Annotated in this window: 22 protein-coding genes; 6 read left to right on the top strand and 16 right to left on the bottom strand. The window is 58.3% G+C overall.

The window, feature by feature from the left end:
- Nucleotides 1-3 precede the first annotated feature (3 nt).
- Both htpG and FTW19_RS23530 read left to right on the top strand, forming a co-directional pair.
- Nucleotides 4-1,893 (top strand): molecular chaperone HtpG, encoded by a 1,890-nt coding sequence (gene htpG, locus FTW19_RS23535; protein ID WP_147650001.1) that lies wholly within the window; start codon nt 4-6, stop codon nt 1,891-1,893.
- Between the two features lie 708 nt (nt 1,894-2,601).
- Complete coding sequence (locus tag FTW19_RS23530; RefSeq protein ID WP_222705505.1) at nt 2,602-4,608, top strand: beta-L-arabinofuranosidase domain-containing protein; 2,007 nt, start codon at nt 2,602-2,604, stop codon at nt 4,606-4,608.
- A gap of 278 nt (nt 4,609-4,886) precedes the next feature.
- On the opposite strand, the gene FTW19_RS23525 is transcribed toward FTW19_RS23530, so the two are convergent.
- The 6 genes from FTW19_RS23525 to FTW19_RS25955 all read right to left on the bottom strand — a co-directional run bounded on the left by FTW19_RS23525 (nt 4,887) and on the right by FTW19_RS25955 (nt 9,497).
- Nucleotides 4,887-5,939 (bottom strand): IS110 family transposase, encoded by a 1,053-nt coding sequence (locus FTW19_RS23525; protein ID WP_147645765.1) that lies wholly within the window; start codon nt 5,937-5,939, stop codon nt 4,887-4,889.
- Between the two features lie 273 nt (nt 5,940-6,212).
- Nucleotides 6,213-6,701: a DoxX family protein gene (locus FTW19_RS23520; protein ID WP_147650000.1), complete on the bottom strand. Its 489-nt coding sequence runs from the start codon at nt 6,699-6,701 to the stop codon at nt 6,213-6,215.
- A gap of 89 nt (nt 6,702-6,790) precedes the next feature.
- Entirely contained in the window at nt 6,791-7,465 is a 675-nt protein-coding gene (locus FTW19_RS23515) for an ABC transporter ATP-binding protein (protein WP_432445179.1), read from the bottom strand.
- Between the two features lies 1 nt (nt 7,466).
- Entirely contained in the window at nt 7,467-8,564 is a 1,098-nt protein-coding gene (locus tag FTW19_RS23510) for an ABC transporter permease (protein ID WP_246153464.1), read from the bottom strand.
- A 220-nt stretch (nt 8,565-8,784) separates the two neighbouring features.
- Nucleotides 8,785-9,057 (bottom strand): hypothetical protein, encoded by a 273-nt coding sequence (locus FTW19_RS23505; protein WP_147649997.1) that lies wholly within the window; start codon nt 9,055-9,057, stop codon nt 8,785-8,787.
- 272 nt (nt 9,058-9,329) lie between these two features.
- A complete protein-coding gene (locus FTW19_RS25955) occupies nt 9,330-9,497 on the bottom strand; it encodes a hypothetical protein (protein ID WP_187143146.1) in 168 nt (55 codons plus the stop codon).
- Between the two features lie 101 nt (nt 9,498-9,598).
- On the opposite strand from FTW19_RS25955, the gene FTW19_RS23500 reads away from it, so the two are divergent.
- Entirely contained in the window at nt 9,599-10,486 is an 888-nt protein-coding gene (locus tag FTW19_RS23500) for a helix-turn-helix domain-containing protein (RefSeq protein ID WP_147649996.1), read from the top strand.
- A 200-nt stretch (nt 10,487-10,686) separates the two neighbouring features.
- On the opposite strand, the gene argG is transcribed toward FTW19_RS23500, so the two are convergent.
- The 8 genes from argG to FTW19_RS23460 all read right to left on the bottom strand — a co-directional run bounded on the left by argG (nt 10,687) and on the right by FTW19_RS23460 (nt 17,379).
- Nucleotides 10,687-12,024 (bottom strand): argininosuccinate synthase, encoded by a 1,338-nt coding sequence (argG, locus tag FTW19_RS23495; RefSeq protein ID WP_147649995.1) that lies wholly within the window; start codon nt 12,022-12,024, stop codon nt 10,687-10,689.
- 81 nt (nt 12,025-12,105) lie between these two features.
- Nucleotides 12,106-12,906, bottom strand: coding sequence for a HEAT repeat domain-containing protein (locus FTW19_RS23490; protein WP_147649994.1), 801 nt, complete (start codon nt 12,904-12,906; stop codon nt 12,106-12,108).
- Between the two features lie 50 nt (nt 12,907-12,956).
- Nucleotides 12,957-13,547 (bottom strand): mobile mystery protein B, encoded by a 591-nt coding sequence (locus FTW19_RS23485; RefSeq protein ID WP_147649993.1) that lies wholly within the window; start codon nt 13,545-13,547, stop codon nt 12,957-12,959.
- Nucleotides 13,544-13,990, bottom strand: a complete 447-nt coding sequence (locus FTW19_RS23480; RefSeq protein WP_147649992.1) for a transcriptional regulator — start codon at nt 13,988-13,990, stop codon at nt 13,544-13,546. The genes FTW19_RS23485 and FTW19_RS23480 overlap by 4 nt, the downstream gene beginning before the upstream one ends.
- Before the next feature lie 266 nt (nt 13,991-14,256).
- Nucleotides 14,257-14,706: a DUF1569 domain-containing protein gene (locus FTW19_RS23475; RefSeq protein ID WP_147649991.1), complete on the bottom strand. Its 450-nt coding sequence runs from the start codon at nt 14,704-14,706 to the stop codon at nt 14,257-14,259.
- Between the two features lie 59 nt (nt 14,707-14,765).
- Nucleotides 14,766-15,566 (bottom strand): DUF899 domain-containing protein, encoded by an 801-nt coding sequence (locus tag FTW19_RS23470; protein WP_147649990.1) that lies wholly within the window; start codon nt 15,564-15,566, stop codon nt 14,766-14,768.
- 215 nt (nt 15,567-15,781) lie between these two features.
- Nucleotides 15,782-17,014, bottom strand: coding sequence for an RNA polymerase sigma factor (locus tag FTW19_RS23465; protein ID WP_147649989.1), 1,233 nt, complete (start codon nt 17,012-17,014; stop codon nt 15,782-15,784).
- Nucleotides 17,011-17,379 (bottom strand): YciI family protein, encoded by a 369-nt coding sequence (locus FTW19_RS23460; protein WP_147649988.1) that lies wholly within the window; start codon nt 17,377-17,379, stop codon nt 17,011-17,013. Before FTW19_RS23460 ends, FTW19_RS23465 begins: the two co-directional genes overlap by 4 nt.
- A gap of 394 nt (nt 17,380-17,773) precedes the next feature.
- Here FTW19_RS23460 and FTW19_RS26335 point away from each other — a divergent pair, with 394 nt between their 5' ends.
- Together FTW19_RS26335 and tnpA are read left to right on the top strand one after the other, a co-directional pair.
- Nucleotides 17,774-17,977, top strand: a complete 204-nt coding sequence (locus FTW19_RS26335) for a GDCCVxC domain-containing (seleno)protein (RefSeq protein ID WP_281292461.1) — start codon at nt 17,774-17,776, stop codon at nt 17,975-17,977.
- 156 nt (nt 17,978-18,133) lie between these two features.
- Nucleotides 18,134-18,580, top strand: coding sequence for an IS200/IS605 family transposase (gene tnpA, locus FTW19_RS23450; protein WP_147649986.1), 447 nt, complete (start codon nt 18,134-18,136; stop codon nt 18,578-18,580).
- A gap of 171 nt (nt 18,581-18,751) precedes the next feature.
- Here tnpA and FTW19_RS23445 read toward each other — a convergent pair whose 3' ends face one another.
- Nucleotides 18,752-19,195: a DUF6640 family protein gene (locus FTW19_RS23445; protein WP_147649985.1), complete on the bottom strand. Its 444-nt coding sequence runs from the start codon at nt 19,193-19,195 to the stop codon at nt 18,752-18,754.
- Between the two features lie 98 nt (nt 19,196-19,293).
- Between FTW19_RS23445 and FTW19_RS23440 the strand changes: the two genes are divergently transcribed.
- Nucleotides 19,294-19,890: a TetR/AcrR family transcriptional regulator gene (locus FTW19_RS23440; protein ID WP_187143145.1), complete on the top strand. Its 597-nt coding sequence runs from the start codon at nt 19,294-19,296 to the stop codon at nt 19,888-19,890.
- A 384-nt stretch (nt 19,891-20,274) separates the two neighbouring features.
- Here FTW19_RS23440 and FTW19_RS23435 read toward each other — a convergent pair whose 3' ends face one another.
- On the bottom strand, nt 20,275-20,703 hold the full coding sequence (locus FTW19_RS23435) for a MerC domain-containing protein (protein WP_147649983.1): 429 nt from the start codon (nt 20,701-20,703) through the stop codon (nt 20,275-20,277).
- Nucleotides 20,704-20,859 lie beyond the last annotated feature (156 nt).

Raw genomic sequence — 20,859 nt, 5'->3', positions numbered from 1 at the left:
GATATGTCAAAGCAGCAATTTCAGACTGAAGTCTCTCAGCTCCTGCACCTGATCGTTCACTCGCTTTACTCACACCCGGAGATCTTTCTCCGCGAGCTCATCTCCAACTCCTCCGATGCGCTCGACAAGCTGCGTCACCTCAGCTTGACCGACGAGACCTACAAGGCCCTCGTCGGCAACGGCATCGACTCACCGCGCATCGACCTCGACCTCGACGAGGCCAGCAAGACCCTGTCTCTCTCCGACACCGGCATCGGTATGAGCGAGGAAGACCTGATCTCGCACCTCGGCACCATCGCCCGCTCCGGCACGAAGAACTTCCTGTCGCAGCTCTCCGGCGATGACCGTAAGGACTCCAACCTTATCGGCCAGTTCGGCGTCGGCTTCTACTCCGTCTTCATGGTCGCCGACAAGGTTGAGGTCGTCTCGCGCAAGGCCAGGGAAGAGAAGACCTATCGCTGGATCAGCGACGGCAAGACCGGCTTCGAGATTGAAGAGGTGACCGGCGATGCCGCACGCAAGGCTGCCGGAACCACGATCCTGATCCACTTCAACGACGAGGGCGCGCAGTACGCCAACGGCTGGCGCCTGCAGGAGATCGTCAAGAAGTACTCCAACCACATCGCCTTCCCCATCTTCCTGACCTATGAGAAGAGTGAGTGGGATGAAGAGAAGAAGGAGTCGATCAAGACCCGCACTACCGAGCAGGTCAACGCTGCCAGCGCCATGTGGCGCCGGTCGAAGTCTGAGCTCACGGATGACGATTACAAAGAGCTCTACAAGTCGATCGCCGGCGACTGGGAGGACCCGCTCTTCTGGTTCCACACCCGCGCCGAGGGCACGCTCGAGTACACCACATTGTTCTACATCCCGGCCAAGGCTCCGCTTGATCTTTACCAGGCGGACTACAAGGGCGGCGTCAAGCTGTACGTCAAGCGCGTCTTCATCATGGACGACTCCCGGGATCTGCTGCCGCAGTATCTGCGCTTCGTCCGTGGCATCATCGACTCCGAAGATCTGCCGCTGAATGTCTCGCGCGAGATCCTGCAGCAGAACAAGGTGCTGACCAGCATCAAGACCGCCAGCGTCAAGAAGATCCTCTCTGAGCTCAAGACGATTGCGACCAACGATCCTGAAAAGTACGCGAAGTTCATCGCCGAGTACAACCGTCCTCTCAAGGAAGGCCTCTACGGTGACTTCGCCAATCGCGAGACGCTGCTGGAGCTGATCCGCTTCAAGTCGTCGAAGGTTGCAGGACTCACCTCGTTTGCTGAGGCGAAGGATCGTATGCAGCCGGAGCAGAAAGCCCTCTACTACATCACCGGCGGCACCGAGTCGATGCTGCGCAACTCACCGCTGCTCGAGATCTACAAGAAGAAGGGCATTGAGGTTCTGATCCTTGACGACGACGTTGACGAGATCGTCTTCTCGACGGTCGCGAAGTATGGCGACATCGATCTCAAGGCCGTCAACAAGTCGTCTACCTCGGGAGATCTCAAAGACGAGGCCGCACCGGAGAAGGCCGAAGAGCTGAAGCCGCTGTTGGAGAAGATCAAGGCCACGCTCGGCGATGCGGTGAAAGAGGTACGTGCTTCCTCACGGCTCGCCGACAGTCCCTCGGTCATCGTCTCCGACGAGGACGAGCCCTCAGCCCGCATGCGCCAGATGATGCAGGCGATGGGACAGACAAACCTGCCGGAGCTGCAGCCAACGCTCGAGATCAATCCCGATCACGAGATCATCCGCAAGCTGCTGTCCGATACCAGCAACGGCAAGGTAGAAGACGCCGCCTGGCTGCTCTTCGACCAGGCACTGTTGTTGGAAGGTGTGCCGCTGAAAGATCCGGCTACCTTTGTGCAGCGGTTGAACCGGGTGTTGAATCAATCGATCTAGAACAAGCAGTTGACCAAAACGCCTCCGAAAGGAGGCGTTTTGTATTGTTGGCTGTGATGAAGAGTATGGGAAAAATCGGTTCCCGACAGATCGCCCTCAGCGGCTGAAGCCGCTTACTTGCCGCATCTTTTACGGCACGGCTGAAGCTGTTCAGTTCCATGACATCCTTTACACTTTTGTGCCGGAAGTCCTGTGAGGTCAACAGAGGCCAGGAAAAGGCGGTTGCTGCGCAACCTTGGAAAAAGAAAGGCCTTTTCCCACTTTCCCTAGCCACTACGACCGCTCTTTATAGGGAATTGCGAGCAAATCGACTGTAAAGGATGTCTGGAGACTTAACAGCTGAAGCCGTGCCCTTAAGCAAAACATTCGCGCGATGCGCGAACGGAAGACAGCTTGTTTGCTTGGTGTCTCTTCTATATTTTTGTCCGCCCGGATCGTTGCGCCCTCGCGCAACCATTTCGCACCCAAGGTGCGAATGCCTTGCTCCGGGGTCCCCGGCCAGCTCTGCTGGCTGGGGTGGTTAAGCGCACGGCTTCAGCCGTGCGATAACAAGCCACAAAATACGGCGGCTTTAGCCGCTGAGGGCAAATCCACTTCCGAAGTATGGCTTAGAGTTTGTCGACATCGTCCAACGCGCAGTGGCTCGCTCCACGGCGCTGCGACTAGACTGTTGCGGCAGCATTCTTGCGCTGTGTTGTGGAGGCAGATTTGTTCTCTCGTTTCCGTCCAAACCTAAGCCGCCGTCAGTTCATGAAGTATGCGGGACTCGCGTCGGCATCACCAGTTTTTGATTCGTCATTTGACTGGCTAGGCGATCCAGCGAAGTCCGTACGCACCGGCGAATTCCAGTTGCTTCCGCTGGGAAGCGTTCAGCCGAAGGGATGGCTCAGACGCCAACTGGAGATTCAGGCGAACGGGCTTAGCGGGCATCTGGATGAGACCTGGCCTGACGTTGGCCCCAAGAGCGGCTGGCTCGGCGGCACCGGAGAATCATGGGAGCGCGGACCGTATTTTCTGGATGGCCTAATCCCGCTGGCGTATCTGCTCGGTGATGAACGCCTCAAGGCGAAGGCGCAGCGGTTCGTGGATTGGACACTCAAGAGTCAGACTGCGGATGGCATGTTCGGACCGGCCTCGAATAACGACTGGTGGCCACGCATGGTCATGCTGAAGGCGCTTGCTCAGTATCAGGAGGCTACTGCCGATCCACGCGTCGTTCCCATGATGCAGCGTTACTTCAAGTACCAGCTCGCAGCGCTGCCGAATCGGCCGCTCACATCATGGGGAAGATTTCGCTGGCAGGACCAGGTCCTGACCGTGCTGTGGCTCTACGATCGCGCGCCTGATCCGGCGTTGCTCGATCTTGCAAAGCTTCTGCGCGCACAGGGATACGACTGGATGGCGCAGTACGAGAACTTTCAATACAAAGAGAAGATGTCGTCTGCCCATCTCGATCAGATGGAGAAGATGCCGGGCTTCAAAGACATCAAGCTCGCGACGCACGGCGTGAACAACGGGCAGGCCGTGAAGACAGGAGCCATCTGGTCGCGCGTCTCCGGTGCGGACTCTGACCGGCAGGCTGTATTGAAGATGATCGCGGAACTCGATCGCTACCATGGCCTGCCTAACGGTATGTTTTCCTGCGACGAACATCTCGCAGGTCGGAGCCCATCGCAGGGATCGGAGCTCTGCACCGTGGTGGAGTACATGTACTCGCTGGAACAGTCGCTGGCTGTCTTGGGCGATGCCTCGCTTGCAGACCGGCTCGAGAAGCTGGCCTTCAATGCATTACCCGGAACCATGACGGACGACATGTGGGCACATCAGTATGATCAGCAGCCCAACCAGGTCGAATGCAGCCTGCACAAGGAGCCATGGTCGACCAATGGTCCGGAATCGAATTTATATGGATTAGAACCTCACTTCGGTTGCTGCACCGCGAACTTCAGCCAGGGATGGCCGAAGTTCGCAGCCAATCTATTCATGACCTCAGCGCAAGGCGCAGTTGTGGCTGCTGCGTACAGTCCGTGCGAAGCGCAGCTCAAGCTGCAGGGAACTAACGTCCACATCGCCCAGGAGACGGAGTACCCCTTTCGCGGCAGTATCCGCATGGCCGTCAATCCATCGAAGCCAGTGAAGTTTCCATTCCTGTTGCGGATTCCCGGCTGGGCAGATGGTGCGGAGATCGCGGTGAATGGCCGCAAGGAAAACGCACCGAGCGCCGGCACCTTCGCGCGTGTGGATCGAGAATGGAAGCAGGGAGACGTCATCACCATCAGCTTCCCCATGCAGCCTCGCGTGATCACGGGCTTCAACAACTCGGTCTCGGTAGAGCGCGGCCCGCTGGTCTTCTCCTACAACATCGGGCAGGACTGGCTGAAGCTGCGCGACCGTGGAATGACTGCGGACTGGCAGGTCTATCCCAGCTCGCGCTGGAACTATGCGCTTGCGGTCGATCCTGCAGGCTCATCGCAGAAGATTACGGTCACGGAACGTGCATTGGGAGACCGGCCATTCGCAGCCGAAGGAACTCCAACGCAATTGCAGGTTAAGGCAAAGCTGTTGCCTTCGTGGATGGCGAATGAAGGGACAGCCGCAGTTGTGCCGGAGAGCCCGGTCGAGAGTGCGGAGAAGGAAGAGACGATTGCACTGGTTCCGTATGCGGCAGCCAAGCTCCGCATTACGTCCTTTCCGCGTTTGAAAGAGAGCAGTTAGAGCGCATCGACATATTTGAGATAGCCCATGTACAGGGTGCCCCTCGATAAGGAAGAAGACTGTGTCAAGGGGTAAAAAGAGCGTACGTCATTATTCGATGCGGGAGCACCGTTTGAGAGTCCAGAGGCAAGGGGTTAGAGGACCGGTGTCTTCTGGGGTAACTCAACGCTGCATCACATCTCTGTGGGGCCTAGCCCCACCAACCATCGATTCGACCATATACAACAGGCCATGATGCTTCTATGCGGACATCCAGCCTGTGCTGGATGCGAAAGCGCTCACTCAACGTCACGACCATGGATGGCCAGGGGCACCCCCGAGCTGCTCTCGATATGGGCGATCTCTGGATAGCGTTTGTTCAGCCTGAGCATCCAGTAGAGCCGCACTGCTAACCTCCTTGCTGCCGCCACCTTGGCCACTGCTTTCGGCTTGTGGTGGCAGCGAGCCTGATACTGCTTTCGAAATCCTTCATCCAGCCGGCAGGCCGTCTGAGCTGCTTCGACCAGCAACTGGCGCATGAACCGGTTGCCCTGCTTGCTGATGGCTCCCAGTTTGCGCTTGCCGCCCGAGGTGTATTCGCTGGGGATCAGGCCCAGATAGCTGGCGACCTTCCCGCTGTACTCGAACCGGCTCACATCGCCGATCGTCAGTACGAAGGCCATCGCCGTGATCGGACCGACTCCCGGCTGGCTCATCAACAGCTCCGCCTTCGCATCCTCCCTGGCCGCCTGCACGACTGCCTCATCCAGCTCCTTGATCTGCTGATCCAGACCCTTCATCAGCTCCAGCAGATCCTCCCGTCGCCGGGCACTCCAGCCCTCCAGAGGAAGCTTTTCCAACTCAGCCCTCCCCCGAACGCTCCACAGCCGCGACTGCTTCTGTACGCCACGGTTCATCGCCAGGTGCTGCAGCCCGTTCTTCACCCGGGTCCGGATCTCCACCAGCTTGTGTCGGTGGATCAGCAGCTGACGAAGATCCCGCTGCTTGGCTGAAGGCGTCCACAACCGCGGAAACCGGTCCTCCACCAGCAGCTTCAGGATATGGTCCGCATCCCGGCGGTCCGTCTTCTGCTTCCGTACATAGCTGGCTCGGATCTTCGCCGCATCTCCGACCCACACCGTGTGACCCAGACTGCCTAGCAGATCAATAAACCACTGCGCGTTGCCGCACGACTCGATCCCTACAAGCGCTCCTGGAGACAACGACCGGTAGAACCGCTCCGCCTCCCCGTCCCCGTTGACCAGCTTCGCTTCCCGGTACTCGCCAGTCTCCTGATCTAAAAATGAAACCTGCTGCCACTGCGGATGGAAATCACAACCTACAATCTGCATAAGAAGGCTTCTCCTGATCTTCCCGATAGGTCAGTCCTCTAACCCTTACCTATCTCGATCTTCGCTGAAGCCTTCTTCCTTATCCCATCAATGTCCGGGGTCCCCAACGAACTTGTTCGTTGGGGTGGTGTCCCTCGGGGACATGGGCTCGGCTTCAGTATCCCGAGCACTCGTATCACATCATGAAGAGCACCGTCCGAAGCGTTGAAAAAGCAGGTCCTTCACTTCGCTCAGGATGACAACACTTATGACAAGAACTTCTGAGGCACCATACTAGACGGACTGGTCCGCCCTCCTGCGAAGGCGCCAGGCATCGATCGACCACGGACCGGAACCAGCCATCACAAGAGCCACGATACAAGCGATATAGATCAGATTGCACTCGTACCCCGGAGGGCCGAACTGAGCGCGGCCATCGACGATCTTTATCAGTTTGATGGAGGTGAAGCCATACGGCAGATGAACGGTCAGAATCGCGACGACTAACAGGCCAATCGCCGGAAGAGCCACCAGGTTCACGAAAGCGCCGCACAGTACCGCGATTCCACCGAAGACTTCGATGAATATGGTGAGCCAGGCCATCAGGTGAGGCGCAGGGACATGCGCCATCGTGAGAATGGCCGCGAATGTCTCCGGTCCCTTGCTCCATTTGGCGATTCCATGGGCAAGAAAACCATATCCCACGATCAGCCGCAGGGGAATGGTGGCGTACGGTTTCAACGTCTCTTGTGCACGATGCCACAACGGCAGGGCCTGGCTCATCGCTGTTCTCCCGGCAGTAGGACGCTATGGCGTCCCAGGAGTTACAGAAAATAATCTCCCGGTGAACTGGAAATGTGGGTTGCTGGGCTCTAGGCAGTCCGGACCAATTGCCCGTCCTTCATGTGAACCCTGCGGTGCGCATATGAGGCTGCCTCTTCATCATGCGTGATCATCAAGATAGTCTGACCGAGACGCTCGTTCAGGTCCTTGAGTAGCTTGAGCACTGCTATCGAGTTCTGGCTGTCGAGGTTTCCCGTCGGCTCATCTGCGAGCAAAATGGCGGGTCGGTTCACGATGGCGCGGGCAATCGCAACTCGCTGCTGCTGCCCACCCGACAGCGCCCGGGGCTTGTGTTTGAGCCTCTCCGCGATTCCAAGTAGATGAAGAACGTCCTGGAAGGGGGAATCAAGATCTGTCCCATTTCCGCCGATGTATTTCACAATCTTGATGTTGTCTTCTGCTGAAAGAGTTGGCAGCAAGTTGTACTTCTGAAATACAAAACCCACCGTGTTCTTACGCATGTTCGTCCGTTCGGCATTCGTCATGTGAGACAAATCCTTGCCTCCAATATGGATGCTTCCGGTCGAAGGAGGAGTTAGCCCTCCCAGGATATTGAAGAGAGTGGACTTGCCTGATCCAGACGACCCAACGACCGCGATGAACTCGCCTTTGGCAACGTCGAGATCCATCCCGCGTAGGGCATGCACATCCACATCGCCTACCCGGTATGTCTTGGTCAGCTTGCGAACCTGAATGAAGGGCATTTTACTCATAAGAGAGAGCCTCCGTCGCGTCCTGACGGACCGCTTTCAGGCCCGGAACAATTGCGCCGGCCAGAGATCCAACAATGGCGATTGCCCCGGTAATGGGCCACCATGCGTACACTGTCTCCTGCGTCATTCCACCTGGAGCAAAGTGAACGATCAGCCATTGAGTGACATACGTCAGTAGAATGCCGACGATGGTCCCTATGACTGCCAGCAGCAAAGTCTCGCGTAAGAGCATGTTGAGGATCATGCCTGAGGAACTGCCGACTGCCTTAAGAATGCCGATCTCCCTTGTTCGTTCAAGAACGGCCGTATACATGGCCATGAAGACGACAATGAATCCGACGATCATGGCAACGCCAATCACGACATAGGTGAAATTGCGCAGGAGCCCTACACTGCTTACCTGAAGCAGCGAGGTGTAGTACTCCATGGTGTAGATCGGATATTCCGGGTAGGTCTTCCGCAGGGCATCGACAATGCTCTGTGCCTTACCGGAATCGTCGACCTTGAGATACACCTGGCTCAAGCGGCCAGGATTTCCCGTAACGCGCTGCAGCACGGGTAATTTGACGCAGATACGAGCCAGCTTCCCGGGCTCGTAGATTCCGGAGATAGTCCACTTCTGTGTCAGCAGCGTGACGGTGCTGCCAACGTGCAGATGCTTTTCACGGGCATAGGGTTCGTCCACGATCATGTCCATGTCGTTAACCGGAGGCCCACCCTGCGTGAAGCGGAAGCCTCCGCTCATACGGGTGAACTGATACAGATCGATGCCGGTGATCGTATCGAAGAGTTCGAGCGGCTGCACCATCGTTCCAGTCGCCAACACAATATGCGGTTCCTGCCGAAGAATGTTGACGAACTTGTCGCTCATCGGGGAGGAACTCAGCGTCAGTGCCGACGAGGCGCCGGGTGCGCGTACCAGAATGTCTGCTCCACTTCCACGCGCACGGCGAGCTGATTCATGCAAAGTGCCATTGCTCACTCCAACGAGGGTGAGGATCATGGTTACTTCAACCGCGATGGCCAGGATGCTAAGCAGCGTTCGAACAGGACGGTGCGCAAGATTGGCAAATGTAAGCTTGGTAAGCAATATTGAAATTCTAGAGTATTTTTCCTGTTGCTGGGTATCCCGGGAGGAGCTTGCAGCGGCGTTTTCATCGCGGAAAACGCCCATAGATGCACAAGCTCTGCACGACACCTACAGGAAAAATGCTCTATCGGATTGACACTTTTTCCGGTTGGACGAAGGGCAGGCCGATCGGGGGCTCCTAGGGGCAGCGCTTGAACAGAACGAACTTATCGATACGCCCTTAAGCTGCCTTCTTTCGCCTGCTGCTCTTTTTCGCCTTCGTCCGCTTTGGCTTCTTCGTCTCCGCAAGGCTGTTGCGCAGCGCATCCATGATGTTGACGACTTTGGGTTTCGCCGGCTGCGGCTCTTCTTCAGGAAGAGGTTTGCCTTTGCGCTTTGCCTCCACCAGTTTCTTGACGGCGGCATCGTAGTCATCTTTATAAGCGCTGAGATCGAACTTTGAGGTGCTTCCGTTGATGAGCTGCTTTGCCAGAGACAGCTCATCCGCATCCACCGCTACATCTTTCGCCCCAGTCAGCGCCGATTTGGAGTCGCGAAGCTACCGGTCGATCTGATGGAACTCGACCTGGCGTGCAGGATTGGTCGCCGGAAAGATCTTAACTGCGATGGAAACGAGCGAAATCTGAAGCGATCCCGACCACGTAGGACGACCTGGCATAACTGAGCGACTCCTTAAAGATCTCGCTCATTCGATGCCAGATCTGCCAATAAATGTCGCTCAACTTCTGTAGCCACTGACCGGCTTGCGAAGGCAGTCAGCCGGCTTTAGATGTGCGTGACAACAGCCAGGAAAACGGCTGCGAGAAGCGCAATGGCTCCCAGCAGAAGTCCGGTGATGTAACGTGCGGCAAAGCGCTCGCTGCCTGGCTTCGGGCGGGTGACGCCTACGCCCCAGATGAATGATTCGCTGACCCACTCCGTAAACTTGCCCATGGTAGCCTCCCCGATCCAACTTTCGATCCGTACTTAGGATGTCGCTGCCCGGGTCCCGGAGTATGCAAATCTTGCTGGAATGAGGAGCGTACTCTTAAAACATGAGCTCGGCCGACCGCATTCTGGTGATCCGCAACCGGGACCTTGTCCCTCTGTTGCCGGAGCCGGTCCAGGCGGCGGAGCAGCCATGGTCGGGTGTGGTGCTGGAGCGCCACTCCGTCAAGCCCATGGAGATCCCCGAACATGAGCACGGAGATCTGTGTCTCCACCTGCAGCTCAGCGGCGATTCGGACTTCGAGTGGTGGACAGAAGGGAAGAACCGGGTCGAGACCACTGCGCCGGGATCGATGATCGTGCTGCCGGCGGGCACCCGCGACCGGCTGCGCTGGACTGGGCCCTCGGATCGCCTGCTGCTCTCGCTGAAGTCGAACGAGATCGCCAGATTGGCGGAGGAGACGACAGGCTCGCCGGAGGTGAACTTCTCCCCGCAATGGTCGGCGACCGACAGCGGCCTGCGCAATCTGTTGATGGAGATGGGCAGACAGGTACACGACGGCTGGCCACTGGGAAGCCTGTATGCCAACCTGCTGTCGCTTGACCTGCAGCATCATCTGCTTCGGAAGTATGCGGGCGGAGCTTATAAGTCCCCGGTGATCAAGGGCGGGCTGCCACGGCCCCAGCTGCGCCGGGCGATGGAGTTCATGAACGAACACCTCACCACGGACCTGCGCCTGGACGAGATCGCCGAGGAGCTGGAGATCAGCCCCTTCCACTTCGCGCGCGCCTTCCGTAGCAGCACCGGGCAGACTCCGCATCAGTATCTGTTGGACCGGAGGATGGATGAGGCGAAGGCGTTGCTGAGGCATTCTGCGGCGTCTGTTGGAGAGATCGCAGTTCGTTGCGGCTTCAACTCGCCGGTGAACTTCACCCGCGCCTTCCGCGAGCGTGTCGGATGTACCCCGACGGAGTGGCGGCTGCAGGCGAGTTGATAGGGGAAAGTCTTCCTACGGGCACGAATGGGTGGGAGCAGCGGGCTTCAGCCCGCTGATAGAAGCTCTTAAATAAATTGGGCTTTAGCCCTGGGCCTCTTCTGTCGGGCAGAAGAAAAGCCCAGGGCTAAAGCCCAATCCTTATGTTGCTGCTAAACCGTGGGCTGAAGCCCACGGCTCCCACCCATTAGAAAAACCAACTACTCTTTCTCACCCGAATTGAGCTGCGGCATCTCGGTGCCCTGGCTCAGCTTGATCAGGCCCGACTTGGCGTAGGTCAGCAGCTTCTCGCGCGTGTCGATGATGTCGAGGTTGCGCATGGTGAGCTGGCCGATACGGTCGCGGGGTGAGAAGGTGCTCTCGCCCTTCTCCATGGTCAGGCGCTCGGGCTTGAAGGTCAGGTTGGGCGAGTCGGTGTTCAGGATCGAGTAGTCATTGCCGCGGCGCAGCTCCAGCGTAACCTCGCCGGTGATCGGCTTGGCAACCCAGCGGGTTGCAGCTTCGCGCAGCATGATGGCCTGCGAGTCGAACCAGCGGCCCTGGTAGAGCAGGCGGCCCAGCTTGCGGCCGTTGTCGCGGTACTGCTCGATGGTGTCTTCGTTGTGGATGCCGGTGATCAGACGCTCGTAGGCGGCGAAGATCAGCGCCATGCCCGGAGCCTCGTAGATGCCGCGGCTCTTGGCCTCGATGATGCGGTTCTCGATCTGGTCGCTCATGCCCAGGCCATGACGGCCGCCGATGCGATTAGCCTCGAGCATCAGCTCGACCGGATCGGTGTACTCAGTACCATTCAGCGCGACCGGGAAACCCTCTTCAAAGCGGATGGTGATCTCTTCGGCTTTGACCGGAACATCGTCGCGCCAGAAGGCGACGCCCATGATCGGCTGCACGATGCGGAAGGACGAGCTCAGCAGCTCCAGGTCCTTGGCCTCGTGGGTTGCGCCCAGAATGTTGGAGTCGGTCGAGTAGGCCTTCTCCGCCGACATCTTGTAGGCGAAGCCCGAGCGCTGCATGAACTCCGACATCTCGGCGCGTCCGCCCAGCTCGTCGATAAAGGTGGAGTCGAGCCACGGCTTATAGACCTTCAGGTCGGGGTTGACCAGCAGGCCGTAGCGATAGAAGCGCTCGATGTCATTGCCCTTGAAGGTCGAGCCGTCGCCCCAGATGTTGACGCCGTCTTCCTTCATCGCGGTCACCAGCATGGTGCCGGTTACGGCACGGCCGATGGGGGTGGTGTTGAAGTAGGTCACGCCGGCGGTAGTGATGTGGAAGGCGCCGGCCTGCAGGGCGGCGATGCCCTCGCGGACAAGCTGCGCGCGGCAGTCGATCAGAACAGCCTTCTCCGCGCCGTACTCCAGTGCCTTGCGCGGAATGGCGTCGTAGTCGGCCTCATCGGGCTGGCCGAGATTGGCCGTATAGGCGTACGGAATCGCACCCTTCTGTTTCATCCAGTGCAGGGCGGCGGAGGTGTCCAGGCCGCCGGAGAAGGCGATTCCGACCTTCTGGCCGGTAGGTAGGTGTTCCAGGATGACCGACATTCAAACCTCAAGGTCCTAGCAAGAGTGCTGGACGTTTTTCTTTTATTTTACGTGCCGTGGTACGGGAAGCCGGATTGGGCTCTACTTCGCCGGCCGGGAATTCACGATATGTTTCATCAGATCGCGCAGGGCCGGGTCTTTTTCCGTATCCATGGCCTGCTCCAGGGCCTTCTGCGCCTCGGCGGAGCGGTCGCGGCTGAGCCACTCGATCGCGGCAATACGCCGGCCGAACTCCTGCCCGGCCAGGAAGCCGATGGACAGCTTGCGCAGGCGCACCACGGTCTCTTCGTCGAGCTTCGATTGCAGCGAGGCCAGTGCGGTGAGCGCGTTGGCGGCATCGTCCGGGTTAGGGGAATTCTTCGTTACCCACGCTTCTAAGGTTGGAGCGCATGCACGGGCGGCCTGAGCTACATCCAGTGTGGTGAGTGCGTTGGCGACGGCGAGATTGACCTGGATACCCAGCGCAGGGTCCTGGCAGAGCCCGGCGACATAGGACTCTCCCGACCGCGGCGCCAGCCGAAACAGGGAGCCCATCATGCTGAGGGTGACGCCCGAGTCGGTCTCTTTCTGCAGTGCCGATTTCAGCGCCGGTGTCGCACTGCGTACGTTGTCCGTCCCCAGCCGCATGGCGGCCAGACGCCGCACCTCTGGATCGGAGTGCGAGAGCGCCTTCATCAAGGAGTCAGGATCGACGCCGACACCGCGCTCCTGCAGAGCTTCGCGGGAGGACTTGGGCGTGCGATGTTCTGATGTCGTGGCCGCCGGAGCTTGCGGCGATGCAGTCTGTGTCTTCGCCGTGGCCGTGAACGCCACAAAAATGCCAAACCACCGCAGCCAGCTCGATCCCCACCGCGGCCGGCTCGATTTCACAGATCGGTACATCTCGATACAACTCCTCTTAAAAGTCTAGACCTGCCGCGGCTTCGCTATCGCTATGACCGTGCGAACGCCAGCAGCGGTTCGATGTCGTTCTTGTCAGCAGCTCGCAAAGCATCGATATAGCCTCGCCGGATATTCCCTTGGGCTACGATGTCAGCGCCACCCCAGGTAAAGTCGGGGCGGCCTGATAGTTTGGCCAAAACATCAGCCATCAGCCGCGCGTGTCTTCCATTCCCATTGGCGAAGGGATGGATGAAGACGAGCCGATGATGGAAGCGTATTGCTATCCGATCGGGTGGGAATGTCTTGTGTTCGATCCAATAACGCGTGTTTCCGATAAGAACCGCCAGCTGCTCTCGAATCTGGTGATGAGGAATGCCGATGTTCTTTTCGGTCGTGCGATACATGCCGGCCCATCTCCATGTCTCATTGAACATGCGGCGATGGAGTTCACGAAGATAAGGCTCCGACAACGCATCCTGTTTTGCGAGCGTCTTCCGATCGAGCGCCCATGAGTATGCTACGACGATGTTCTCTCGCTCCCATTGGTTCAACTCCTCTTTGGTTGCGAGATTGGGAATGAGGTCGGCCTGTTCGTCGGGCGAGAGAGGTGTGTTTCCTTCTCCAGTCGTGAACAGCGTCATCGGCTCGGTCCACTGTGTTTCACACGCCGCGTCTGAGCTTCGATCGCTAGCTCCACATTGCCGCTTGCCTGGTCTTCCAGCGCCATGGAGTGTTCTACGCGACGAACGGTGAGAGAGGCCGCGGCGTGCGCACGTGCCGCTAACGTCTCCTCGATCGTGGCGCCACGGGGAACGAAGGCATAGACAAGATCGCAGTCGAGCGCATTCGCACATGCGCGCAGACTTCGAAGCGTGATTCGATCGCCAACCTCCGCTTTCTCCTGTTGCGAAGCCAGAGAGCGGTTCGCTTTGAGGCGACGCGCCAACTCGCTGGAGGACACTCCCATTGCCTCCCGAAGAGCGCGGATCCACCCTCTTGGGGGGCGAGGCAACGACACCGACCGAAGAGGCTGCACCATTCTGTCGATCTGCTGAGCACGAAGCCGCCGAAAGTTCTCCTTCATGATGACTCTCCTTGACTATCCATAGATCAACAAAATTCAGAATTATGACTATTCAAAGATAGACAAATTTTTGATATACGTCTATTTATAAATAACCATATTAAAGTATTTGTCTATTTATAGATAGATGAACCTGGGCGCACCCTCGTTCACCCCAACGAACTATGTTCGTTGGGGTGAACGCTCGCAACGCCAGGGTGGGTTGGGAATACCCTAAATTTCCTAAACACAAATCGAATTTGTCGATACACCCAGCGCGGAAAGGGTCACACGCCGAACTGCCGCAGGTGGTGATCGAGATGAATGTACTGAAAAGCGGCCCATTCCTCCGGCGTAAGCTTGCCAAAGAAAAAGTGAGGATGGCGGGTGCAGCCGGCGGGACCGTCTGCCTGGAAGCTATCGAGCCGATGGAGGAGGTTCTGGCGCTCGGTTTCCAGATCGCGCTCGTCTGTCACCTGCGCGGTGGGGTGACCGGCAGCATTACGGCCCATCGGTTTTCCCTGAAATAAGGAGTTGATCGCGGCCCGGCCGAAGACGCGGCCCAGGAGAGATCGCGGTGGGGTCAGCTCACCGGCAGCCATACTCAGGGCGATTCCGCAGTGCGCCAGCGCTTGAGCGGCATTCATCCTGCCCCATTGCGGCCTGCTCTCCGGCGTCAGCTCCGCCATGCGCTGCTTCACCTCCGCAATGGTGGCGGCCTCAAACAAGTTCTTCATGCACGTTCTCCCTGTCGCGATGCCGCGCCCCACTAACCAATGGAGCGCGGCGCCACATTTTATTGCTGATGGACTGCACAGCCGCAGGCCGGCTGATGGTAGCGCCCGTTGGCTTCGACCGTACCGCCTTTGCCGTACATATTGTGTGGCCGCACCCAGTCCGTAAGGCTGCGGAAGGGGCCGTTCTCTTCGCGTCCCTTGGGAGTGACCTCGATGATCCGGTAGGCGCCGAGGAACTCTTCGCCACCGCGGCCGAAGGTGGCATAGGTCAGATAGATATCCCCCTTGTCGTCTTTGAAGAAGACACTGTCGCCGGAGAGATCTTCGATCCCGGCAGCCCAGCCGGGCGCCGCCTGGAAGTTGTACAGAGCCTCGCCTGAGGCTACCTGTTCGGGCGTGAAGGAGACGTTGAAGTCGTAATTGAAATCGGAGCCGAAGGACGAGACCCAGGGAAAGTGCCAGTCCATGCGCTCGCGCACCGCCTCAATCTCCTCGATCGGCGCACGCGCAACGGCGGCGTAGGTGATGTCGTGGTTGCGCAGGTGTTCCAGGATGCCGGCGACGTGATCGACCTCGAGGGAGCAGCCGACGCATTGCGTGGTCGCGCCCGGGCCCATCATGAAGTGCTTGATGAAGAGCTGGCTGCGGCCGTCGAAAAGCTGGCTTAGCGTGACCTTGCCTTTGGGGCCGTCGAAGACATACTCCTTTTCGATCTTGACCCAGGGCAGTCCACGCCGCTCTTCGCTAAGGGCGTCGCGCTGGCGGGTGAGGGCCTTCTCTTTGACGAGAAGGTTTCTGCGAGCCTCGATCCAGGCTTCGCGCGAGACGACATTCGGATTCTCAATGGTAGGCAACGGCATGGTGCTATCTCCTCTGGTCCGCGCCGGGCCCGGGTGGTTGCGGGTTCTGCCTGCGGGATGCTTTTGCGATGAGCGCCGCAACCCCGCCACCGGCGGCGGTGCTGACGACGATCATTCCCAGGGTGGAAAAGCAGAAGGGGCACATAGGTGTTCTCCGTGGGCTTTCTAGAGAGGTGACACGCGGAGGAGAGAGTTTTCGACAGGCGAAGGAAAAATCAGCGGAGTTTTTCGAGGAGGAAGTTCCGCACAGCCGGATCTTCCGAGAGACCGATGGCGCGTTCGAAGGCGTGATGGGCTTCTTCGGCCTTCCCGAGCCGCTGCAGCAGATGCGCCCGCACCGCCCAGTAGGGTTGATAGGCCGAGACGCTCTTGAGATCGATGGCGTCGAGCAACTGCAACGCTGCCGCAGGGCCGGACGCTTCGGCAACAGCTGCGGCATGGCTGGTCCTGGTGCCGAGCGTGGGCGCGATGCGCATGAGTTGTTCGTAGAAGAAGACGATGGCGGGCCACTCGGTGCGCCCGCTGTGCGCGCGTTCCGCGTGGACGGATTGGATGGCCGCCTCAAGCTGAAACCGGCCCGGGCGTAGCACCTTAGCCGCGATAGCCAGGTGTTGTTCTGCCTCTTCAAGATGAGCTTGCGACCACAGCCGAGGATCCTGTTCGGAGAGCGGAACATAGCGGCCGGCGGAATCTCTGCGTGCCCGGCGGCGGGCTTCGCAGTGGAGCATCAGCGCGAGCAGGCCGCGGGCCTCCGGTTCTTCGGGCATCAGCGCAAGCAGCACGCGCGCAAGCCACAACGCCTCTTCCGCAAGATCTTTGCCGCGATGGTCGATGCCCATCATGTCGTCCCAGCCGATTCCATAGGCTGCGTAGATGCCTTCCAGCACGGCATTCAAACGCTCCGGCAGCTCGCGCTCCTCGGGTACCCGGAAGGGGATGCCGCCATAGTTGATCTTGGTCTTTGCGCGCACCAGCCGCTGGCTCATGGTGGATGGCGAGACCAGAAAGGCCGGTGCGATGCGTGCGGCATCAAGACCAAGCACCGTCTGCAGCATCAGCGGCGTGTGCATCGCTGGATCGATAGCGGGGTGCGCACAGACGAAGAGCAGCTTCAGCCGCTCGTCAGGAAACGGAGTCGACGCGGCTGGATCGAAGCGGCTTTCCTCTAAAGCGAGAATGGTAGATTCGTTAGCCGCGATGACCTTCTGATGGCGGATGACGTTGAACAGCGAACGCCGTGCGGCAGTGAGCAGCCAGGCCTCGGGACTGTGCGGCACACCATCGCGCTGCCATGTGTTCAGCGCAGCAACCAGAGCCTCGCTCAACGCATCTTCCGCGCTGGCCAGGTCGCGTGTATGCGCAGAGAGATAGGCGATCAGCCGGCCATACGACTCGCGCGCCACGCGTTCGATGGTGCGATCGATCTCGTTGCGGCCGCCTGAACTCATGCAGTGATCCGCTGTTTGGACTCAGGCGAGAGCGGCCGCGCCTCTACGGCTCCTCCTTCTGCTGCGGGGCACCGCGCAGCCCAGTCCAATGCAGTATCGATGGAGGGAAGCTCCAGGATGATGAAGCCGGCGAGCTGTTCTTTCGTATCGGCGAAGGGGCCGTCCTGTAACCGGCGATGACCGTCCTGCAGACGCACGGTGGTTGCAGTCTCCGGAACTTCAAGAGGATCGCCGCCGACGTGGATGCCGGCCTCGACCATGGCGGTGAAGTACGATCTCCAGGCGGCGATGTACGGATCATCTGGGCCGTTCCTGCGTTTGGAAAACTGCTCCGGCGTTTCGTAGATCATCAGTGCGAATTGCATCGCTGTCTCTCCTCAGTGAAAGGCTCGAGCATTTTTCCTGCAGGTGTCGTGTAGAGCTTCCGCATCTATGGGCGTTTTCCGCAATGAAAACGCCGCTGCACTCCTCTTCCGGGATACCCAGCAACAGGAATAATGCTCTTAATCCCTTATACATATGACACCCGAGGCGGAGTTGATTCGACACCTTGCGGGAACAAAGATGGATGCGACAGTGTCTAGAGCAGTGGCGCGGGTCGAGGTGACGAGCCGGTGATATGAAAACGATGTGGTCCAGAGCAGTCTTCGCATTCATTCTCGCCCCGATGTTGGGATCCCGGCCCGCACCCGCGCAACGTGGAACATTACCATTCAAGCTGCATCGCGGAGGACCGCAAAAGTGACACCGGCGAACGCCATTCTCGAATCACGGCTCACGTGTCCGCAGTGTGGGCACACAACGGTGGAGACAATGCCTACGGACTCCTGCCAGTTCTTCCATGAGTGTGTCCAGTGCCACACGGTGCTCCGCCCGAAAGCAGGAGATTGCTGTGTCTTCTGTTCTTTCGGCTCCGTGAAGTGTCCGCCTGTCCAGTTGCAGGGACGCTGCTGTGGTTCGTGAGATTGGATCTGAAGGCTGCTGATCCTGGTGTGCGGGAGGCGTTCCGGGCATCGCGAAAAGCGCTGAAGGCGCGCCCGATACCAGCCTGGGGCAACGCCCCAGGTTTCAGTGCCCACAAGATGTTAAAGGGCTGAAGGCCCGCTCTATAATCCGGCAATGCCACAATCTCTATCGCTGCTGTTGGTTCATGTGGTGTTCAGCACGAAAGAACGATACCCATTCCTGAATGAAAATGTTCGTGAACCGTTGTATGCCTATATGGCTGCTGCCGTCCGCAATGCCGGATGTGAGTGTTATCGGATCGGTGGCGTCGCGGATCATGTTCATCTGGCCATTCGTCTGTCCAGGACAACAAGCGTATCTGAGTTGATTGAGTTATTGAAGACATCTTCATCCAAATGGCTCAAGGAGCAGTCAATTAAGAAATTTGCATGGCAACGCGGATACGCCGTTTTCTCCGTTGGGCCAGATGACCGCGATGCATTGTTGACGTATATCGATTCCCAGGCGGAGCATCACCGCAAGATATCGTTCCAGGATGAATTCCGCGCCTTTCTCACAAGATATGGAATCGCGTTTGATGAACGATACGTATGGGATTAAATGCGTGATTATAGGTCGGGCCTTCAGCCCTCTTACCGTTTGCTATCCATAAACCTGGGGCGTTGCCCCAGGCTGGTATAGGGCGCGCCTTCAGCGCTTTTCTTCGGTGGTCTGGTCTGCATAGCCTTTCCATCGCCCTTCCCGGGACATGCTTTGCGTGCCTGTCTCTACTTACCCACCCATTGAGCCTTCCAATCGACCAACTCCAATCCTCCACGCAATAACGGTCAATGCGAGAAAGACACCGATCACCAGAAGGTTGGGATAGAAGACCATTCCATGGAAGTGCGGCTCATGCCCCGGGATTCCCGCCCAATAGGACGAGCCAGGCAATAGATAGGGAATAAAGAAAAAGGGCGTCCAGTAGGAGGCGGAGAGTGCGGCTGCCGCCGTAATAGCAACCTTTGGTTCGGCGGACTCGCGCCAGAGTAGCCATACCCCGGTAACGGCGACCCCAGCGAAGAAGAAGAGCAGAACCGCACCGTGGAATTTTGCGTGTGGATGCCACAGCGGATTAAGAAGGTGGTTTTTGCTCCAGTCCAAGGCAAAGGACATGGCGCTGCCGAAGACCAGCAGAAAGGTGAGAAGCACTTTGCTGAAAAGCGTGCTGTTCATGATTGGCTCCCTACATAGTGAGTGAGCGCTCACTATGAGAGTTGTACTATACTCCAGAGCAAGGGGAAATGTTTCTTTTCTCCCGCGATAGATGGTGCATGCAGCGTAAGACGGAACGAGAACCAAAGAGAAACCGCAAGGCCGAGATCGTGGAGGCCGCCGATCGACTGCTCCGCGAGCGTGGCCTCAGCGGGGTGACGACGCGGGCGATTGCCGAAGCGGTGCCATGCTCGGAGGGCGCAATCTACGTGCATTTCTCCGGGCGAGTCGAGCTTCTGCTCGCCGTACTGGAGCAGAGCCTGCCGCAGATGCTGATACCGCTGCATGCCCTGGAAGAAAACATTGGGAAGCAGACACCGGAACGGAACCTGCTGACGGCACTGCAAGGCTTACAACGTTTCCACGAACGGATCGGCCCCATGCTGTCGTCTCTGTTTGCCGAGCCTCTCCTTCTGGAGAGTTTCCGTAAGATGCTCGACAGCCGCGCCAAAGGGCCGCGTGGAGGTATCTCGCGAATCGCACGTTATATCGAGGAAGAACAGAAACTCGGTCGGATTCCAGAAGACCGGAACGCTGAGGTGATCGCATCGATCCTGATGTCGGCTTCGTTTTTCCGCAGCTTCAGTACGGCCCTTACCGGACAAGCCATTCCAGGGCTAAATCCTCGCGACCTGGTGAAAAGTTTGTTGGGATAGCAGCAACAAATTTATTCCGTCTGTGGTCTGGGTGGGAGCCGAGGTGTTGTTTCAAGCGCTGAAGGCGCGCCCTATACCAGCCTGGGGCAACGCCCCAGGTTTACGGATAGCAAACGGTAAGAGGGCTGAAGGCCCGACCTATATTCCCGCAATGTCACAATCTCGATCGTTGTTATTTCCCGCCTTCACGCGAAGTGCGAACTACATTCGATGAACGATACGTATGGGATTGAAGGCGCGACTATAGAGCGGGCCTTCAGCCCTTTAACCACTCTTGCCACCTAAACCTGGGGCGTTGCCCCAGGCTGGTATGGAGCGCGCCTTCAGCGCTCCTCTTTTCCGGCGGCTCGTTAATGCGTGCCTGACCCTCGCGTGATCTGGGGGCTACTCCTCACACGCATCAACACACTCACAATCATTACAGAAGGTGTGATTCAACCTGTGGGCGGAGATCATCAATACGCTGCCAAGGATCGTGACACCCACTTCGGCAACGTGGCCCGGAAGTCTGTCACCCTGAAATGCCGCAAAGAAGACGCATCCCAGGCCCCCGGTCATCAGGCCAATGACGCGCCGCTTGCGATGAAGGCGGAAGCCCCGCACCAGGGCAATCGCGCCGAGAAAGGCGATAAAGACGGCTAGCGAACGGTGCACCCACTCATCAGAGGGAAGAACGTGAGCGAAGACCGCAGAGGCCGAGAGAAGCACCGGTGTCAAAAGGCAGTGGATGACGCACAGACCCGAGGTCCAGATGCCGAGGTTATCGATGGGGGAGGGGGCGGTCTTCGCCGCTCTGCTTTGAGGTTCCTGCATCGTTTCATGCTAGAGCATTTCTCCTGTTGCTGGGTGTCCCGTGAGGAGTGTGCCGAGGCGTTTTCATTGAGGAAAACGCCCATAGATGCACAAGCCCTGCTCTACACCTACAGGAGAAATGCTCTATCGGAAGATTAAGAAACTCTAACTTTCCCA

The organism is Terriglobus albidus, assembly GCF_008000815.1.
GTDB classification, from domain to species: Bacteria; Acidobacteriota; Terriglobia; order Terriglobales; family Acidobacteriaceae; genus Terriglobus; species Terriglobus albidus_A.
Note: the sequence above shows the minus strand (reverse complement) of the source record. Positions and strands in the feature narration are given on the sequence as shown.

Bases quoted from the DNA above. Each gene is read 5' to 3' on its own strand.
- htpG (WP_147650001.1), top strand. From the start codon at position 4: ATGTCAAAGCAGCAATTTCAGACTGAAGTCTCTCAGCTCCTGCACCTG.
- FTW19_RS23525 (WP_147645765.1), bottom strand. From the start codon at position 5,939: ATGCAGATTGTAGGTTGTGATTTCCATCCGCAGTGGCAGCAGGTTTCA.
- FTW19_RS23520 (WP_147650000.1), bottom strand. From the start codon at position 6,701: ATGAGCCAGGCCCTGCCGTTGTGGCATCGTGCACAAGAGACGTTGAAA.
- FTW19_RS23515 (WP_432445179.1), bottom strand. From the start codon at position 7,465: ATGCCCTTCATTCAGGTTCGCAAGCTGACCAAGACATACCGGGTAGGC.
- FTW19_RS25955 (WP_187143146.1), bottom strand. From the start codon at position 9,497: ATGGGCAAGTTTACGGAGTGGGTCAGCGAATCATTCATCTGGGGCGTA.
- FTW19_RS23500 (WP_147649996.1), top strand. From the start codon at position 9,599: ATGAGCTCGGCCGACCGCATTCTGGTGATCCGCAACCGGGACCTTGTC.
- argG (WP_147649995.1), bottom strand. From the start codon at position 12,024: ATGTCGGTCATCCTGGAACACCTACCTACCGGCCAGAAGGTCGGAATC.
- FTW19_RS23490 (WP_147649994.1), bottom strand. From the start codon at position 12,906: ATGTACCGATCTGTGAAATCGAGCCGGCCGCGGTGGGGATCGAGCTGG.
- FTW19_RS23485 (WP_147649993.1), bottom strand. From the start codon at position 13,547: ATGACGCTGTTCACGACTGGAGAAGGAAACACACCTCTCTCGCCCGAC.
- FTW19_RS23480 (WP_147649992.1), bottom strand. From the start codon at position 13,990: ATGAAGGAGAACTTTCGGCGGCTTCGTGCTCAGCAGATCGACAGAATG.
- FTW19_RS23475 (WP_147649991.1), bottom strand. From the start codon at position 14,706: ATGAAGAACTTGTTTGAGGCCGCCACCATTGCGGAGGTGAAGCAGCGC.
- FTW19_RS23470 (WP_147649990.1), bottom strand. From the start codon at position 15,566: ATGCCGTTGCCTACCATTGAGAATCCGAATGTCGTCTCGCGCGAAGCC.
- FTW19_RS23465 (WP_147649989.1), bottom strand. From the start codon at position 17,014: ATGAGTTCAGGCGGCCGCAACGAGATCGATCGCACCATCGAACGCGTG.
- FTW19_RS23460 (WP_147649988.1), bottom strand. From the start codon at position 17,379: ATGCAATTCGCACTGATGATCTACGAAACGCCGGAGCAGTTTTCCAAA.
- tnpA (WP_147649986.1), top strand. From the start codon at position 18,134: ATGCCACAATCTCTATCGCTGCTGTTGGTTCATGTGGTGTTCAGCACG.
- FTW19_RS23445 (WP_147649985.1), bottom strand. From the start codon at position 19,195: ATGAACAGCACGCTTTTCAGCAAAGTGCTTCTCACCTTTCTGCTGGTC.
- FTW19_RS23440 (WP_187143145.1), top strand. From the start codon at position 19,294: ATGCAGCGTAAGACGGAACGAGAACCAAAGAGAAACCGCAAGGCCGAG.
- FTW19_RS23435 (WP_147649983.1), bottom strand. From the start codon at position 20,703: ATGCAGGAACCTCAAAGCAGAGCGGCGAAGACCGCCCCCTCCCCCATC.